The organism is Actinoplanes sp. NPDC024001, assembly GCF_040638955.1.
Taxonomy (GTDB): domain Bacteria; phylum Actinomycetota; class Actinomycetes; order Mycobacteriales; family Micromonosporaceae; genus Actinoplanes.
Window position 1 is genome coordinate 3,434 of the sequence record NZ_JBEZZB010000115.1, and the last position, 15,754, is coordinate 19,187.

14 protein-coding genes and 1 pseudogene are annotated in these 15,754 nt (G+C 71.4%); 7 read left to right on the forward strand and 8 right to left on the reverse strand.

The features are described 5' to 3' along the window. Window positions 1-56 precede the first annotated feature (56 nt). Window positions 57-707 (reverse strand): hypothetical protein, encoded by a 651-nt coding sequence (locus tag AB0F81_RS34570; protein ID WP_360204077.1) that lies wholly within the window; start codon window positions 705-707, stop codon window positions 57-59. A gap of 460 nt (window positions 708-1,167) precedes the next feature. Between AB0F81_RS34570 and AB0F81_RS34575 the strand changes: the two genes are divergently transcribed. The 3 genes from AB0F81_RS34575 (at window position 1,168) to AB0F81_RS34585 (ending at window position 3,634) form a co-directional block, all read left to right on the forward strand. Continuing rightward, the gene (locus AB0F81_RS34575; protein WP_360204079.1) at window positions 1,168-1,791 is read left to right on the forward strand and encodes a hypothetical protein; all 624 of its coding nucleotides are present in this window, start codon (window positions 1,168-1,170) and stop codon (window positions 1,789-1,791) included. Between the two features lie 17 nt (window positions 1,792-1,808). Next, window positions 1,809-2,591: a DUF6551 family protein gene (locus tag AB0F81_RS34580; protein WP_360204081.1), complete on the forward strand. Its 783-nt coding sequence runs from the start codon at window positions 1,809-1,811 to the stop codon at window positions 2,589-2,591. Between the two features lie 191 nt (window positions 2,592-2,782). Next, window positions 2,783-3,634, forward strand: coding sequence for a trypsin-like serine protease (locus AB0F81_RS34585; protein WP_360204082.1), 852 nt, complete (start codon window positions 2,783-2,785; stop codon window positions 3,632-3,634). A gap of 21 nt (window positions 3,635-3,655) precedes the next feature. On the opposite strand, the gene AB0F81_RS34590 is transcribed toward AB0F81_RS34585, so the two are convergent. From AB0F81_RS34590 to AB0F81_RS34605, 4 genes are all read right to left on the reverse strand, one after another. After that, window positions 3,656-5,530, reverse strand: coding sequence for an ABC transporter ATP-binding protein (locus tag AB0F81_RS34590; RefSeq protein WP_360204117.1), 1,875 nt, complete (start codon window positions 5,528-5,530; stop codon window positions 3,656-3,658). Between the two features lie 209 nt (window positions 5,531-5,739). Next, window positions 5,740-6,351: a YdeI/OmpD-associated family protein gene (locus tag AB0F81_RS34595; RefSeq protein WP_360204083.1), complete on the reverse strand. Its 612-nt coding sequence runs from the start codon at window positions 6,349-6,351 to the stop codon at window positions 5,740-5,742. Window positions 6,352-6,376: 25 nt separating this feature from the next. Continuing rightward, window positions 6,377-6,586: a DNA-binding protein gene (locus tag AB0F81_RS34600; protein WP_360204085.1), complete on the reverse strand. Its 210-nt coding sequence runs from the start codon at window positions 6,584-6,586 to the stop codon at window positions 6,377-6,379. Window positions 6,587-6,613: 27 nt separating this feature from the next. Beyond that, window positions 6,614-6,778, reverse strand: coding sequence for a substrate-binding domain-containing protein (locus tag AB0F81_RS34605; protein WP_360204087.1), 165 nt, complete (start codon window positions 6,776-6,778; stop codon window positions 6,614-6,616). A gap of 48 nt (window positions 6,779-6,826) precedes the next feature. Between AB0F81_RS34605 and AB0F81_RS34610 the strand changes: the two are divergent. Continuing rightward, a pseudogene (locus AB0F81_RS34610) lies at window positions 6,827-7,240 on the forward strand (zinc-binding dehydrogenase); the annotation flags it as partial. Window positions 7,241-7,370: 130 nt separating this feature from the next. On the opposite strand, the gene AB0F81_RS34615 reads toward AB0F81_RS34610, so the two are convergent. Both AB0F81_RS34615 and AB0F81_RS34620 read right to left on the reverse strand, forming a co-directional pair. Further along, complete coding sequence (locus AB0F81_RS34615; protein WP_360204089.1) at window positions 7,371-8,135, reverse strand: MerR family transcriptional regulator; 765 nt, start codon at window positions 8,133-8,135, stop codon at window positions 7,371-7,373. Window positions 8,136-8,151: 16 nt separating this feature from the next. Next, window positions 8,152-9,372, reverse strand: coding sequence for an MFS transporter (locus AB0F81_RS34620; RefSeq protein ID WP_360204091.1), 1,221 nt, complete (start codon window positions 9,370-9,372; stop codon window positions 8,152-8,154). A 116-nt stretch (window positions 9,373-9,488) separates the two neighbouring features. Here AB0F81_RS34620 and AB0F81_RS34625 point away from each other — a divergent pair, with 116 nt between their 5' ends. From AB0F81_RS34625 to AB0F81_RS34635, 3 genes are read left to right on the forward strand one after another with little or no spacing between them, the layout of a single operon-like run. After that, the gene (locus AB0F81_RS34625) at window positions 9,489-10,280 is read left to right on the forward strand and encodes a hypothetical protein (protein ID WP_360204092.1); all 792 of its coding nucleotides are present in this window, start codon (window positions 9,489-9,491) and stop codon (window positions 10,278-10,280) included. Window positions 10,281-10,322: 42 nt separating this feature from the next. Further along, window positions 10,323-11,195 carry an SMP-30/gluconolactonase/LRE family protein gene (locus AB0F81_RS34630; protein ID WP_360204094.1) on the forward strand — a complete coding sequence of 291 codons (873 nt, stop codon included), beginning with the start codon at window positions 10,323-10,325 and terminating at the stop codon, window positions 11,193-11,195. A 31-nt stretch (window positions 11,196-11,226) separates the two neighbouring features. Beyond that, window positions 11,227-13,512 (forward strand): EAL domain-containing protein, encoded by a 2,286-nt coding sequence (locus AB0F81_RS34635; RefSeq protein WP_360204095.1) that lies wholly within the window; start codon window positions 11,227-11,229, stop codon window positions 13,510-13,512. Between the two features lie 19 nt (window positions 13,513-13,531). On the opposite strand, the gene fxsT is transcribed toward AB0F81_RS34635, so the two are convergent. Further along, window positions 13,532-15,727: an FxSxx-COOH system tetratricopeptide repeat protein gene (gene fxsT, locus AB0F81_RS34640; protein WP_360204097.1), complete on the reverse strand. Its 2,196-nt coding sequence runs from the start codon at window positions 15,725-15,727 to the stop codon at window positions 13,532-13,534. Window positions 15,728-15,754: the final 27 nt, after the last annotated feature.

Below are 15,754 nucleotides of genomic sequence, written 5' to 3' on the forward strand. Positions count from 1 at the left end.
ACCCCCCCGGCCCGGGGCGGGGCCGGCCGGGGCCCCCCCCCCGCGCCGGGCTCGTCTCAGCTCGCCGGCGCCATCGAACCGAGACGGTCGAGCAGGTCACGAGCCACCTGCAGCGCCTGCGCAAGGTCCTCGCTGCGAACCCGCACCGGACTCGACGGCTGCGGGCGCGCCGGCCGGACCGGCGACGGCGCCTGCTCGATGGTGACGGCGACCTGCACGCGCCGGCCGAGGCGGCGCGACAGGGCCTCGGCGATCATCGGGCGCAGGCGCAACTCGACGACGTCGCGGGTGTACGCGTCCGCGGCGACCAGCAACACGGTGCTGCCGACGATCGTGTCGATCCAGAGATCGTCGAGGCAGGCACGCTGCCGCGCGGACTCGACCATCAGGTTGATCGACGTGACGACGTCGGACCACAGCCGCTCCGGGTCGACGGCGGGAGCGGACACGACGTCGTGCAGCAGCCGGGCCGCGTACGCCCAGTCGGGGATGCCGGACCGATCGGCGTGCTCGGCGAGAAGCGCGCCGGTGGCGGCGGAAACGGGAACGGGAACGATCCGCGCGCCGGGCTTGCCCTGCACCGCGGCGTCCGCGAGGACCTGACGACGGCCCGCCTCGACGAGCCATCGGCCGACGGTGGTGTCCGCCGCCGCGGCGGCTGCTGCGAACGCCTCGTGGTCATCGGACCCGATCTTCACCTTGGTCATCAGATCCCCTTCCGTGGATACCCCGCCGCCGGGTGGGCGGCTGTCGGAGCGGCCATTGAACACGACCGCCGCGGCGACACGCGCGGGACCGCGGCGTGCCGTCGCTGACATCGGCGACGTGTCGCGAGCCGCGGGCCGGCGCCCGCGACCAGGCTCCCAGAATGCGGGACTGCGGGAATTCGAAATTCCGCCGCCGGAGGGCCGACCACCTCGGTTGGCCCTTTCTCGCGGAGGTACCAATAATGTCGGTCCTCCCCCGATAAGGGGGCAACATACGAACGGAGGAAGTGGCGCAGGTGAAACCTGATTCCGGGTAATTCGGCCCGGCACCAAGGGCAGTGATCTGGCAGGGCTTCCAGATGGCTTGAGCTGGTCGGACACCGCCGGATAATCGGCCGATGCGATTGTCCGAGAAACTGTGACTTGCGGCCTGCGGCAACGAGTGCATAAAGTCGCCGCCGTGAACCAGCAGGATCAATGGCGGTCGCGTTGGGCAACCCGAATAATCGGCGAGTACCACGCGGCCGGAAACGCTTTCGACGGCCTCTACCAGAGCATGCTTCCGCATCTGCACAGCAACAGGAATTCGGACCCGCAGCCCGGGCAGACCGACGCTCTGCTGGCGACGGTGCAGCGCGTCACGCGCGGCGCCTTCCCCGTCTCGCCGGTGCCGTGGCCCCACCTCGTGCTCGACGCGGGCGTGATCAGCTCGTATGCGAAGCTGGACAACCCGACCGTCGGCGTGATCCTCGCCGAAGCTGTCGCGGACAGCGACTGCCGGATCGTCGTCTCCCCGCTGGCCTACCTGCGCACCGCGGTGGAGCTGCACGGCACCCGGCCGTTCGGCCGGCTGCTTCGCCTGCTGGACGGGCAGGCAGGCCCCGACGGCGAGCCGCTCGTCGACGTTCCGGCCTTCGACGGCGACCACGTGCCCGCCCTGACCGCCCTGGCCGTGGATGACCGTCCCGACGTCGCGCACACCGCGATGCTCGCCCTGCCCTACCGCTGCGTGATCGCAACGACCGACCCCGGCGCCTACCACCGGCTCGGCTACCTGCGAACCATCGACCCGACCCGAGCCTGACCACCGGGAGCACCCTCGTGAGACCAGACGTGCAGCAATACCCGCTGCTGATCGCAGCCGACCAGCTCCATGTCGACCCGAGTCTCGACTCGCAGCGGCAGTTCCAGCCGGGGTGGGCCGCCAAACTGGAGAAGATCTGGAACCCGTCCCTGCTCACTCCGGCCATCGTGTCCCTGCGGGCCGACGGGCGGTACTACCTGATCGACGGTCAGCACTCCACCCACGTCGCGCTTCTCCTCGAAGGTCCCGGTTTCCTGCGCCTGTGCTGGGTCTACGAGGGACTGACCCGCAAGGAGGAGTCCGACCTGTTCCTCGCGGCGAACCGCGACCGGCGCCGGGTGCGCCCGTACGACACGTACCGGGTGGAGATCACCGCAGGTGAACCGGTGGCGCTGCAGGTGCAGCGGGAGGTGCGGGCGTGCGGCCTGGACGTCGCCGGCAGCCCGTCGGCGAACCTGGTCGCGGCGGTCGAGAAACTCAAGATCCTGGCGAGAAAACGCGACGGGCTCGTGACCCGCACTCTGACCGTCACCGAACGGGCGTGGGGACGCCAGGCCGCCACCTGGGACAGCATGATGATGCTGGCGGTGGGTGTGGTCCTGCACCAGAACTGGACCGCCGACGACAACCGGCTCGGCCGCGTCCTGGCGAAGGCGCCGGTGCACGTGTGGAAGTCGACGGCGATCCCGGCAACCGCCGGTGGCGGCGGATCGAGTTCCCGATCGACCCCGCTGGCCCGCGCCATCGCCGGCGCCTACAACGTCCGGCTCAGCCCGGCCAGGATGCTCACCGTGGGCTGATCCGCCCCGCATGACCGTCGACCTTGTCGGCCAGCTCGGTCTCCCCCACGCCGCCGACGCCGCACCCGATCAGGGTCGGTCACGGGGAGGGCGACAGGACCCGATCAGCAGATGGTGCCGTCCGGCTGCGGGCGCCTACTGTCGGCGAACAGAGCAAACCCCTTGTTCCGCAGCGAAAGGTGAAATCAGCCGTGAATCGATCGAAAAGGATGAAGCTGGCCGGCGCGGCGGGTTCGGCGGTGATCGCCGGCCTGGTCGCCGCCGTGCCCGCGTCGCCGGCCTCCGCGATCATCGGTGGGTTTCCCGCCTCGTCCGGCACCAGGTCGCTGGTTCCGCAGGTGGTTCGGGTGAACGCCGACAACGGCTGGCGGGACGCCGGCGAGAACTGCACCGGCACGCTGATCGCCGCACAGTGGGTGGTCACCGCTCAGCACTGCACCAACGTCCGCCAGGTGCAGGGCAAGCCGTACGCGCCGTCCAAGATGACCGTCAAGGTGAACGCGTCGGCCGGCAACCGGGCACAGACGACCGGGGTGGCCGAGGTCTGGCGCATGGAGGGATACCACAGCGGGACGCTCGTCCACGACGTCGCCGTCCTGAAGTTGAAGAAGGCGATCGCCGATGTCGTGCCGGCCCGGATGGCGCACGCCCCGATTCCCGGCGGCGTCAACGCGTACGTGTACGGCTTCGGCATCGTCGCCGAGGACTCGACCCGGTTCCGCACGCTGCCGCGGGCGGCTGAGGTCCGCGTCCGCACCCGGGCCGCACTGTCGAGCAGGTGTGCGATCTCGGACAAATATGTTCTGACGACTGTCGTCAACGGCGCTTCCGCGCAGGGTGACAGCGGCGGGCCGCTCGTCGAGTGGTCCGGCGGCCGGCCGACCCTGTTCGCCGTGACCGGCGGTGACTTCGACAGCGTGACCTGCAAGGGAGGCAACGCGGAGAAGCGCAGCGCGACGTGGGTGGGCATCTCCACGCGTGTCGACCGCCGCAGTCCGGGCTTCGCGTTCCTCGCCCGGCACGTGCCGGGTCTGGGCAGATAGGCGCCACGCGCAGCCACAGCTTCACGACGGCAGCACGCCCGCCTGATAGCCGGCCGCCTGAAGGGTGAACAGCTGGGCGTAGACCCCACCGGCGGCCATCAGCTGCTGGTGGGTGCCGTCCTCGATCAGGCGCCCGTGCTCGAGCACGACGATCCGGTCGGCGTGGGTGATGTTGGCGAGCCGGTGGGTGATCAGGATCGTGGTGCGCCTGCCCTGCCGTCCGCGCAGGGCCTGGAACAGGGCGTCCTCGGCCCGCGGGTCGAGCGCCGACGACGGCTCGTCCATGATCAGCAGTGGGGCGTCACGCAGGAACGCGCGGGCCGCGGTGATGCGCTGCCACTGCCCGCCGGAGAGGTCCTGGCCGTCCCGGAACGTCTTGTCCAGCAGCGTGTCGTAGCCGTGCGGCAGTTCGAGGATCATCTCGTGGGCGGCGGCCAGCCGCGCGGCCGCCTCGATCCGGGCCGGTTCGGTGGTGGCGTCGATGTCGCCCATCGCGATGTTGGTGGACGCGCTGAACGGCCAATGGTGATGCTCCTGCATGGCGACCGCGACCAGACGGCGCAGCCCGTCGACGTCCCACTCGCCGTAGGGCCGGCCGTTCCACCGGATCGTCCCGCCGGTCGGGGTCCGCAGCCCGGCGATCATCGCCGCCAGGGTGGACTTGCCGGAGCCGTTCTCCCCGACCAGGGCGATCGTCTCCCCCGCCCGGATGGTCAGCGTGACCTGGTCGACCGCCGGCCGGTCCCGGTCGGGATAGCGCAGGCTCACGTCGTGGACGGACAGCTCGGTCAGGGTGTCCGGCACCGGTCGGCGAGTGGCGGGACCGGTCGGCAGATAGCTCTTCGCACTGTCGAGGAAGCGCACGTACTCGTTGAAGAACTGCCCGGACGCGTAGACCCGGTCGATCTGGAACGTCACCTGCGCCAGCGACCGCTGCGCGGCCTGCACCGCGATCACGCACGTGGTCGCCGCGGCGAGCGGGATCCGCCCCTGCAACAGCAGCACCCCGAGCAGCACGTACACCCCGGCCAGGGCGATCCCGCCGACGATCGCGCCGGCGCTGGTCGTCGTGGTGACCCGCTGGGCCACCCTCAGCTCCTCGGCGATCTGGGCGCCCATCACCCGGTCATAGAGGCGGAGCAGGAAACCCCGCAGACCGTACGAACGCAGCTCGGCCGCCGAGTCGCGCTCGGCCATCAGCCGTTGCAGCACCCACTGCCGGCGCCGCCGCGTCGAGCTGGCCAGGAAGCTCTGGAATCGTACGTGTCCCGCCCGCAGCGCCGCGTAACCGACCGGAACCGTGGCGACCAGCAGCGCAAGCAGCAGCAGCGGGTGGACCGCTGCTACGGCGACGGTGACCGCGATCAGGCTGACCAGCCCGGCGAACAGGTTCATGACGGTCTGGACCAGATCGATCGCGGCCTCGGTGCCCCGCGTCGCGCGTTCCATGCCCTCGGTGAACTGGTCGTCGTCGAGGGCCCGCAACTCGACCGCGGTCGTGTTCTCGAACAGTTCCCGTTCGACCAGCATGTGCACGCGCGGCGTCAGGCCGTTGAGGGCGTAGCCGACCAGCATTCCGAGGCCGCCGCGGATGGCCGTCACCGCTGCCAGCCAGGCCAGTGCCGGCAGCGCCGCCCGCACCCGGTCGGGGGTCGGCCCGCCGGCGAACAACTCGATCAGGATCCGCTGCGTCGCCAGCAGACCGAACGCCGCCATCGTCCCCGCGCCCACCGTGGCCACGGCCACCAGTGACGTCCGCAGCCGGTCAGCTCGCCAGGCCACCCGTACCGCTCGGCCGGCCAGCCCCGGCAGCTCGGCGAAGACGCCGAACACGCTGGCGTTCGCCCGGGCCCGCAAGCCGGTCTCCCACCAGCTCGGCCGGAACTCCGGCAGCACGTCCTGCGGGCTGCTCTGCGCGGGGACGGCGCTGTCCCGCTCGCCTCCTTCCGCCGGGCGGTCCCCCGCGATGGATGTGGTCGGCGGCGAGGGCTGCTGGTCGCGGGTCACGTCCTACGGGTACCCGACGACACCCCGGGGCACTGTCGGGCGCGCGACGGCTTCCGCCGTTTCGGGTATGCCAGTCGCCGCGCCGGGCGACCCCCGCGTCACGGCGCCGGCGGGTCGGCCGGCCTGGCTCGCTGCGGGTGGAAGGTCTCGTGCCGGGCCAGCATCGCCACGATCTCGGCGATCTTCCGGGTGCGGGTCTCGGCCCGCTTGGCCGCGGTGACCCGGCCGATGAGGGAGAAGAGGTTGGTCCTGGTGAGCACGTCGAACATCGCCTGGGCCGCCGGGTCGGCGGCGATCGCGGCTCGCAGGTCGGCCGGCATCTCCATCTCCGACGGCGGCGCATAGGCGGCCGCCCACCGCCCGTCGGCCTTAGCGGCCTCCACCGCGGCGCGGCCGGCGGGCAGCATCAGGCCGGCCGCCTCCAACCGGGCCACGTTGGCGACGTTGCGCTGCGACCAGATGCTGCGGGCCCGGCGCGGGGTCAACCGCCTCCAGGAACTCTGCTCGTCGCGTTTGCGGGCCTGCCCGTCGATCCAGCCGAAGCACAGTGCCTCGTCGACGGCCTGCTGCCAGGTCAGCGTGGTGACGGAGCCGCCCTTTCTGGTCAGGGCGAGCCACACGCCGGGCGAGGTGGTGTGGTTGTCCATCAGCCACGCGCGCAGCGCCGCGCCGTCAGCCACGATCAACTCGTCCAGTTCGGTTCCGGCCACCCCCGCAGGCTAGTACGGCCGGCCGCTACGAGGATCTGCCGGGCCGTCCGGGCCGCCACCCCGCGAGCCACGCCTCCACGTCGTCGGCGAGCCAGACCTTGCCCTGCGCCAGATCCGCCACCGGCGCCGGGAAGTCCGGCCGGGTGGCGAGCTGATAGACCCGCTGCCGGCTGATCCGGCCGATCCGCACCTGAATCTCACGCGCACCCATCAGGCGCGGCGCCTCTGAACACATACTCTTGACTATAGTCGCTGAGCAACTTCACCGGCGACACCCGCGCCACGGTTGGGCGCGGGTGGTGGTGGACTCGCGGATCACCAGCTCCGGCTGGAAGACGATGTCCTGTGGCGTCCGCTCGGGATGGCCCATCTCGTCGAGGACCAGGCGCACCGCGGCCGCACCGAGGTCGGCGGCGGGCTGGCGCACGCTGGTCAGCTCGACCGCGGCGGCGGCGCTCGCCAGTTCGGTGTCCTCGGTATCGGCGCGGCGATCAACACCGGCGCGGTGACCCGCGGTAAGCCGGTCGCGGTGATTGGCTGCGGCGGGGTGGGTGTGCCGGCGGTGGCGGGGGCGGCGCTGGCCGGGGTGAGCCCGATCATCGCGGTCGACATCGACGCCCGCAAGCTGCAGGCGGCCCGCAAGCTGGGCGCGACCCACCTGGTCGACTCGTCCAAGACCGACCCGGTCGCCGAGATCAAGCGGATCGCCGCCGAGACGTATGAGGGTGCCGACGGCGCGGATGTGGTGATCGAGGCGGTCGGCCGGCCGGAGACCTGGAAGCAGGCGTTCTACGCCCGGGACCTGGCCGGGGTGCTGGTGCTGGTCGGGGTGCCGACCCCGGAGATGAAGGTGCCGGACCTGCCGCTGATCGACGTGTTCGGCCGTGGCCTGCGCGCCGGTGTCACGTTCACGGCGATGACGACCGCGGTGATCGCCTTCGGGGGCGGCATCCGGAACGTCGTCAACGAGACCGGCGCCGCCGTGGACGCGAGCCGGCCCAACCAGGTCGTTCCCGGGTTCACGGCGTCGGCGCGGCTGGCGTCGTACCCTCGCTGACGACCTGGCTCAGCCGGGCGAGAAACTCACGCTGGGCGTCGTTGAAGACCGATTCCTGGTACGCGGTGAGCAGCGCCCCGATCCGCGGGTCGACGTCCTCGAACCCGGCGAGGTCCAGGTGACCCAGCACGGACTGGAACGCGGTGACCAGCCGGTCGATCTCCGCGTCCGGGGCGTCCGGCGCGAGCGCGGCGAACCGGGCCGTCAGCTCGGTGGTGGCCGCCCGCACCCGCGGTTCGGTGACCTGCGACATCAGCCCGGCCAGCGCCGCCCGGCCGTCCTCGTCGAGACGGTGGTGCAGCAGCAGCATCACCTCGCGGTCGTGCTGCAGCACCTCCGGCGGCAGATCCGGGCCGCCCGCGGCGCCGGCCCCGAGCACACCGGCCAACTCCGGTGGCGTGTCGGGGCTGGCGCCGGCCGCCCGCAGCCGGGCGATCGCGGCGCGGCGGGCGGTGAGCCGTTCGATCTGCCCGGCGAGTTCCCGGTCCAGCTCGTCGAGCACCGCGTCGGCCCGCCTACCGGTCTCCAGCATCGACGGGATCTCGTCGAGTGCGATGCCGAGTTCGGCCAGCCGCCGGATGCGCAGCAGCAGCACCAGATCGCGCACCGTGTACTCGCGGTAGCCGTTCGCCCGCCGCGGTGGCTCGGGCAGCACGCCGACCTGGTGGTAGTGCCGCAGGGTGCGCACGCTGACCCCGGCCATAGCCGCGATCTCACCGCTGTTCATCCGTTCCTCCCGGCGGTCAGCCTACGAGCTCGGCCTCGGGCGCCGGCCGTGGTTCCAGGTCGCGCAGCGCCCGCGCCAGCATCGCGACGACGCCGACGGCGAGCCAGACCGCGGCGAGCACGATCGCTCCGGTCCGCGCGCCGGACTGCTCGACCAGCAGCGCGGCGGCGCCCATGCCGAGAGCCGGGGCGAGGGTGAGGATCGAGTTCTGCAGGCCCATCACCCGCCCGCGCATCGCGTCCGGGATCCGCTCGATCATGAGCACGCCCATCAGGCTGCCGCACAGTCCGTTGCCGAGCCCGACCACGGCCGCGGCGCCGAGCACGAGCCACGGGCCGGCGAGCGCCGCCATCGCGCCGAACCCGGCGATCGTGATCAGCAGCCCGGCCAGGAACCAGGTCCGCCGCCGGCCCCGGCCACCGGCCGCGGCGTAGATCCCGCCGCCGGCCAGCAGGCCGACGGCGAGCGCGCTGAGCACCAGGCCCAGCATCTCGGGCCGCTGCTGCAGGGTGAAGTAGACCGGCAGGACCAGCGCCTGGAAGCCGGCCAGCACCGCGACCAGTCCGACGCTGAGCAGCGTGGTGGTCAGCAGGAACGGCGAGCGGACCAGGGTGTGCCAGCCGTCGCGCAGCACCACCCGCTGCGGGCCCGCCCCGGTGGCCGCGATCGCGCCCACCTCCCGGGGGATGAGCATGGTGACCGCCGCGGCCGCCGCCGAGGTCGCGGCGGTCACCCACAGAACGGTGACGCCGTCGAAGGCCGAGATCAGCGCCGCTCCGGCCGCCGGCCCGATCAGCATGACCACCGCGCCGAGCGCCTCGCGCAGTCCGAGCAGGCGCTCGGCGCTCATCCGCCCGGCCCGGGTGACGCCCGGGATCATCGCCTCCCGGGCGGTCAGGCCGGGCACGTCACCGAACGAGCCGATCACCGCGAACAGCACGAACCAGCCCAGCGCGAGCCCGACGGTCGCGTCCACCAGCGGCAGCGCGGCGATCGAGAGCGCCGAGATCACATCGGTGAGCACCGAGGCGGTGCGCCGGTTGATCCGGTCGATCACCACGCCCATGACCAGCCCGGCGACGGCCGCCGGCAGTGCCGAGGCGACCGCGACCGCCCCGGTGGCCAGCACGCTGCCGGTGGTCTGCAGGACGAGCAGGGGCAGCACCACCCCGGCGACGGAGTTGCCGAGCAGGGACAGGACGTAGGAGGTCAGGTACGCCGACGAAACGCGGTTCATGCGCCCATCGCAAACCATGACGTCGCGTCGGGGTCAACCGCGCGCGGACCGGGCCGGCGTCCCTGCTCTGCGCCGTCGATAGGATCCGCTGACAGTTCGAATACTGGAGAGCGTTGATGACCTACCCTCCGCCGCCCGGACAGCCGCCCTATCCGCCGTCACCCGGTGAACCGCTCCCGCCGCCCGTCGACCCGTACGCCTCGCAGCAGTACACCCAGCCGTACTACGGCCAGCCCGGCTACGGCCAGCAGGGCTACGGGCAGCACGGCTACGGCCAGCCGGGCTACGGCCAGGCCGGTCCGGCGATGGCGCCGCCCGCGCGGCCGGCACCGTCCCGGACCGTGGCGATCACCCTGCTCTCGGTGGCGATCGGGCTGGTGGTCCTGGTCGGCGGCGGCACCGTCTTCTACCTGATCGGTGAGAAGGTGTCCGGGAGCGGGAGCGGGAGCGGGAGTGAGATCACGATCAGCGAACCGGCCACGTTGAACGGCCACGCCAAGATCGAGGCGAAGGAGCTGTCCTCGCTCACCACGGATCTGGCGAAGGAGCTGGAGGGCTACCCCGGCGCGGCGAACGCGTTCGGGGCCGTCTACGGCGACGTGGCCGACAAGAAGATGATCGCCGCCCTGGCCGCCGAGGTCGACATCGACGACCCGCAGCGGATGCTCGACACGGTGTTCCAGTCGTTCAGTGGCGAGAGCCAGCTGACCGGGGTCTCCCCCGCCAGCACCGGCTCACTCGGCGGGGTGGCGCAGTGCGGCAGCACCGTCATCGAGAAGGAGGACGTCGCCATCTGCGGCTGGGCCGACGAGGGCAGCGTCGGGATGTTCCTGTTCTTCTACGAGACCGCGGTGGACGTGAAGGGCGACTTCCCGGACATGCGCGCGGAGATCGAGACGAAGCGCTGACCCGCGGTTGCCGGCGGCGGAGCTTCGGCCGATCATCGGTGGATGTCGAATCCTGTCACCACCGTCGTCGACGGGTTCACGTTCACCGAGGCACCGCGCTGGCACGACGGCCGGCTGTGGTTCTCCGACTTCTACACCGGCCGGGTGATGTCGGTCCGCGAGGACGGCAGCGACAGCCGCGTCGAGGCCCTCGTGCCGCGGCAGCCTTCCGGTCTCGGCTGGCTGCCGGACGGGCGGCTGCTCGTCGTCTCCATGCGCGATCGGCGGATCCTGCGCCGTGAGTCGGACGGCACGCTGGTCACCCACGCCGACCTGAGCGGGCACGCGACCGGCCACCTCAACGACATGGCGGTGGACGCCGACGGCCGCGCGTACGTCGGCAACTTCGGCTTCGACCTGATGAACGGCGCCCCGGTCGCACCGGCGGCCGTGCACCGCGCCGACCCGGACGGCACGGTGACCGAGGTGGCGGCCGGTCTCTGGTTCCCGAACGCCATCAACCTCGCGGACGACGGCGTCGTGCTGGTCAACGAGACGTTCGGCAACCGGATCTCCGCGTTCGACCGCACCGGGGACGGCGGGCTCACCAATCAGCGGGTGTGGGCCGAGTTCGGGCCGGTGCCCACCGACCGCGCGGTCGCCGGCGCCCTGGGGCAACTCGACGCGGCCCCGGACGGCGGCAGCCTGGACGCCGGCGGAGGCCTGTGGGTGGCCGACGCCCTCGGCGGCCGGGTGATCCGGGTCGTCGAAGGCGGGCGGATCACCGACGAGGTGCGGCCGGGCACCAACGCGTACGCCTGCGCACTGGGCGGTCAGGACGGGCGGACCCTGTTCATCTGCACGGCGCCCGACTTCGACGAGCACGCCCGCAGCGCGGCCCGGGAAGGACGGATCGTCGCCGTCACGGTTGGTTAAGACGGGAAGGTTTCCCGCCGATAGCAGAATCATGACCCACGTCCAGGCTTCGGCGCGTGAGGACCGGACGCCGTCCGAGTTCTGGATCCTTCTCGGGCTCAACACGGCGCTGATCATGGTGGTGCTGGCCGGCCCTAGCTGGGCGGCCGGCCCGGCCATGGGCCTGTCGCTGCTGTGCGGGCTGGTGGCGATCCACCGCGGCCCGCGCCGGCACCGGCCCTCGGACATGACGCCGTGGCGCCACATCCGCATCGCCTCCTGGATCTTCATCGCGAGCAGTGTGCTGCGCCTGGTCCGCGAGGCAGGCGCCCTGCCCGGCCAGCTGATCCTGTTGCCGGACCTGCTGACCGTCCCCGCGTACGTCTTGGTGGGTCTGTGTTTCTCGGTCATGCTGCGCCGGCGGCGAGCCGCCGAGGACGACACCGCGTGGGTTGACGCCCTGCTGATGGGGCTCGGGACGGCGTTTCTGGCCTGGGTGTTCCTGATCGCGCCGAACCTGGACGAGAACCTCAGCGCGTCCCAGCTGATCAACGCGCTGTTCCCGATCATCGACGTGGTCGTGCTGGTGCTGGCGGCCCGGCTGCTGCTGACGCACGGCACCCGGCAGCCCGCGCTGTGGCTGATGATCGTCGCGTGCGGCGCGATGTTCACCGGCGACCTGCTCTACTGCCTGCGCTGGGCGTTGCAGGTCGAGCTGCCCGAGGTGCTCGTCAACGTCTTCCTGCTGCTGATGTTCGCGCTGCTGACCGCCGCCTCGCTGCACCCGTCGATGCGCACCCTGACCGAACCGCAGCAGTTCGTGGCCCGCAATCTGAGCCGCGCGCGCAGCGCGATGATCGGGGTCATGGTGATCTTCCCGGTCGCCCTGAGTTCGCTCATGCCCTCGGGTACGTGGGCCGGCGACGTGATCCGCGCTGTGCTCTGCGTCTGCCTGGTGCTGACCGTGCTGACCCGGGTGATCCGTTCGAACAACTCGCGGGCCCGCGCCGAGCGGATCAGCCGGCGGCGCCTCACCCACGACACGCTCACCGACCTGCCCAACCGCGAACTGCTCACCGAGACGGTGGTGAGCTGGACCACCCGGGCCCGCGCCGAGAAGACCGAAGTCGGCCTGCTCTTCGTCGACCTCGACCGGTTCAAGATGATCAACGACAACTGGGGTCACCAGGTCGGGGACGAGCTGCTGCGGGTAGTGGCCGCGCGGCTGACCGAGCAGGTGCGCCCGGACGACGTGGTGAGCCGGGTCGGCGGTGACGAGTTCCTGATCGCGGTGGCCGGACCGCCACACGAACGGCGGGCCGAGGCGCTCGCCGAGCGGCTGCTGACCGAGTTCAGCCGGCCGTTCTCGCTCTCCATCGGCGACGTGGTCACCTCGGTGTCGATCGGCGTGGCGAAGTCGGCCGACGGCGTCGACGCCCTGGAGCTGATCCGCGACGCCGACACCGCGATGTACCGGGCCAAGAGCAACGGCCGCAACGCGTACGCGATGTTCGACGCCTCGATGCACGCCCAGGTGCAGGACCGGGTCCGGCTGGAGCTGGCGCTGCGCGGCGCGGTGCAGCGCGGCGAACTGGCCGCCCACTTCCAGCCGATCATCGACCTGGCCTCCGGCGAGCTCGACGGTTTCGAGGCGCTGATGCGCTGGCACTCGCCGGAGCTGGGTCACGTCTCGCCGGTCGACTTCATCCCGATCGCCGAGGAGACCGGCATGATCGAGGAGATGGGCGCGTGGCTGCTGCGCGAGTCGGTCCGGCAGCTCGGCGAGTGGACCGTCCAGCGAGGCCCGGGCGCCCGTCCGCTGCACGTGTCGGTGAACGTCGCGGTGCGCCAGCTGCGCGACGGCTCCCTGGTGCGCCTCGTCGACGACGCGCTGCGGGAGAACAACCTGCCGTCGTCCGCCCTGTGGCTGGAGATCACCGAGTCGGGCGTGATGGAGGACCTGGAGACGGCCCTGCTCACGCTGAACGCGCTGCGCACGATGGGGGTCACCCTCTGCATCGACGACTTCGGCACCGGCTACTCCTCGCTGAGCTACCTCAACCGGCTCCCGGTCGGCATCGTCAAGATCGACCGCTCGTTCGTCTCGGACGTCGGCGGCAACGGCGCGAACGAGCCGATCGTGCGCGCGGTGCTGGCGATGACCCGGGCGATGGGCCATCGGGTGGTGGCCGAGGGCGTGGAGACCGAGGCGCAGCGCGACTGGCTGCGAGAGCAGGGGTGCGATCTGGCGCAGGGCTGGCTCTACGGCAAGGCCGACCTGCCGGCCAACCTGACCGGCTGGATCGAACGCCGCGAGCGGGCGCTGACCGAGGCCTGACGTTTGCCGGCGTTGTGACTCAGGCAGGCTGCTCCCCATCGCGGTTCAGATCTCCGGCTGGCCGGCTCGCCTCGGCGAGGTTGTTCCGCGATGTGACAGTGTCCGGATGCTGCGAGCCGAGTACCCGCTGCCGGTCCGCCAGCGTTCGCCCGTGCAACTCGATCGCCTCATCCACCCGCCCCGCCGATCGATAGGCCACCGCCAGATCGTTGCGCGACACCAGGGTGTCGATGTGGTCCGGGCCGAGGACCCGCTCCCGGTCCGCCAGCGTCCGCTCGTGCAACTCGATCGCCTCATCCACCCGCCCCGCCCACCTGTAGGCCACCGCCAGATCGTTGCGCGACACCAGGGTGTCCGGGTCGTCGGAACCGAGTACCCGCTCCCGGTCGGCCAGTGTCCGCGTATGCAACTCGATCGCCTCGTCCAGCCGGCCCATCCGCTGGTAGACGTGGGCCACGTTGTTCCGCGACGTGAGGGTGTGCGGATGGTCCGGACCGAGCAGCCGCTCCCGATCGGCCAGTGTCCGCGTATGCAACTCAAGGGCCTCGTCCAACCGGCCCATCCGCTGGTAGACGTGGGCCACGTTGTTCCGCGACGTGAGGGTGTGCGGATGGTCCGGACCGAGCAGCCGCTCCCGGTCGGCCAACGCCCGCAGGTGCGCCTCCATCGCCTCGTCCAAGCGGCCCATCTCCTGGTAGGCGTGGGCCAGGTTGTTCAGCCAGACGAGTGTGTCGGTGTGCTGACGGCCGAGCACCTTCTCGAACTGCGCGAGCACGACGGGGCCGACGGCGATGAGCGAGCTGTAGCTGTGGGTCTCGTTGAGCAGGAACGACACTCGTGCCAGCAGCGTCAGGATCTCTCCTCGTGCGGCGTCGCCGGTCGAGTTCTCGAACAGTGCTTGTAAATGCTCGGTGTATTCGGTGAGCAGCGCCCGATCGCTCCACCGTCGGCCGGCTCGTTCCGCGGCGTTGCGTACCGCAGCCGCCGCGGTCGTGATCGCCATGTCGAGATCGCCGGCCTGGCGGGCGCGGTCCCGCACCACGCGCTGAATGAGCCGGTGAGCGACGGTGCGCTCGTGGTCGAGCATCGGCATGGTGAGTGAGCGGTGGGCGAGTATCGCGGCGGTCGTCGCCGCATCGTGCCGGCCGCCATCCGCTGGGCCGACGAGATTGTCGAGGAGGACCGCGTCAACGCCGCCCGGAGCGAGTACGGCAAGCTGGTTCAGAAGGCGGCGGGCAGCCCCGTCGGGGTCTACCGCGCTGAGATCGTCGAGGCTGATGAGGATCGCCTCCGCCGCGCCTCGGGGGTAGGGATCGCCGGCCACGCGCGGCAACAGCTCGGCAGCCGGCAACCGGTCCAGCAGGTCGAGGTAGGCCCGGAACGACGGAAAGCGGCGCCGAGGTCCGACCACCGAGCCCAACTGGGACAGCGCGACCGGCAGCCGGCCGAGCCGTTCGGCGGTCTCCCGGGCCCCGTTGTCGTCTGCCAGTCCGGTTCTCTCGCGCAGGTAGGCGACCGCCTCGGAATCGGTGAAGACGTCCACGTCGATGGTGACGCCGATGTTCCCGAAATGCAGTTCGGTCGTGGTGACGAGCGTGTGGACAGCCCCGACCGAGGGCGTGAACCGTCGGATCAAGTCCGGGTCGAGAGCGTTGTCGTACACGAGCAGACACGGCCCCGGCTGTACCCGCAACCAGGCCAGAGCCGTGGTCGCACTGGTGCGCAGGTCTGCGGTGGGCTGCCGGACGCCTGCCGCGGCAGCGAGCTGGTCCAGGCCGGTCATCAGCCCCAGCTCCGTGTCGGCGAGTATCCACACCACGACCGGCCAACCGTCCGCGATGCGCCGTCGCGCATAGGCCGCGGCAATCTGGGTCTTGCCGATACCGCGCTGGCCGGTCACCGCGCAGACCACTGTCGGCCGGCCGCTGCCGGAGACCGTCATCAGGCGGTCCAGCAGCTGGGTCCGCTCCTGCCAGGCGACCGCCTCGAGAGGTATGTCGCCCACGACCAGCCGCGGCGGGACGGTTGACGGTTCACCCGATGCCGTGGTCTCGGGTGCGGGCAGCTCGACCGGCCCGGGTTCCCGCGCCAGCTGCCCGTTCTTCGAGGCGAACCAGGCCAGCGGTGTGAGGATGAGCGACACCGCGACGGTTCCCACGCCGACGGCAGACTGGGTGTCCAGGCCGATCGCGCTGCCGAGCAGCCAGACGACCACGAAGCCAACCGCGGACCGGAGCGAGCG

Coding starts and splice junctions, on each gene's coding strand:
- AB0F81_RS34570 (WP_360204077.1), bottom strand. CDS start 707: ATGACCAAGGTGAAGATCGGGTCCGATGACCACGAGGCGTTCGCAGCA.
- AB0F81_RS34600 (WP_360204085.1), bottom strand. CDS start 6,586: ATGTGTTCAGAGGCGCCGCGCCTGATGGGTGCGCGTGAGATTCAGGTG.
- AB0F81_RS34615 (WP_360204089.1), bottom strand. CDS start 8,135: ATGAACAGCGGTGAGATCGCGGCTATGGCCGGGGTCAGCGTGCGCACC.
- AB0F81_RS34620 (WP_360204091.1), bottom strand. CDS start 9,372: ATGAACCGCGTTTCGTCGGCGTACCTGACCTCCTACGTCCTGTCCCTG.
- AB0F81_RS34625 (WP_360204092.1), top strand. CDS start 9,489: ATGACCTACCCTCCGCCGCCCGGACAGCCGCCCTATCCGCCGTCACCC.
- AB0F81_RS34630 (WP_360204094.1), top strand. CDS start 10,323: ATGTCGAATCCTGTCACCACCGTCGTCGACGGGTTCACGTTCACCGAG.
- AB0F81_RS34635 (WP_360204095.1), top strand. CDS start 11,227: ATGACCCACGTCCAGGCTTCGGCGCGTGAGGACCGGACGCCGTCCGAG.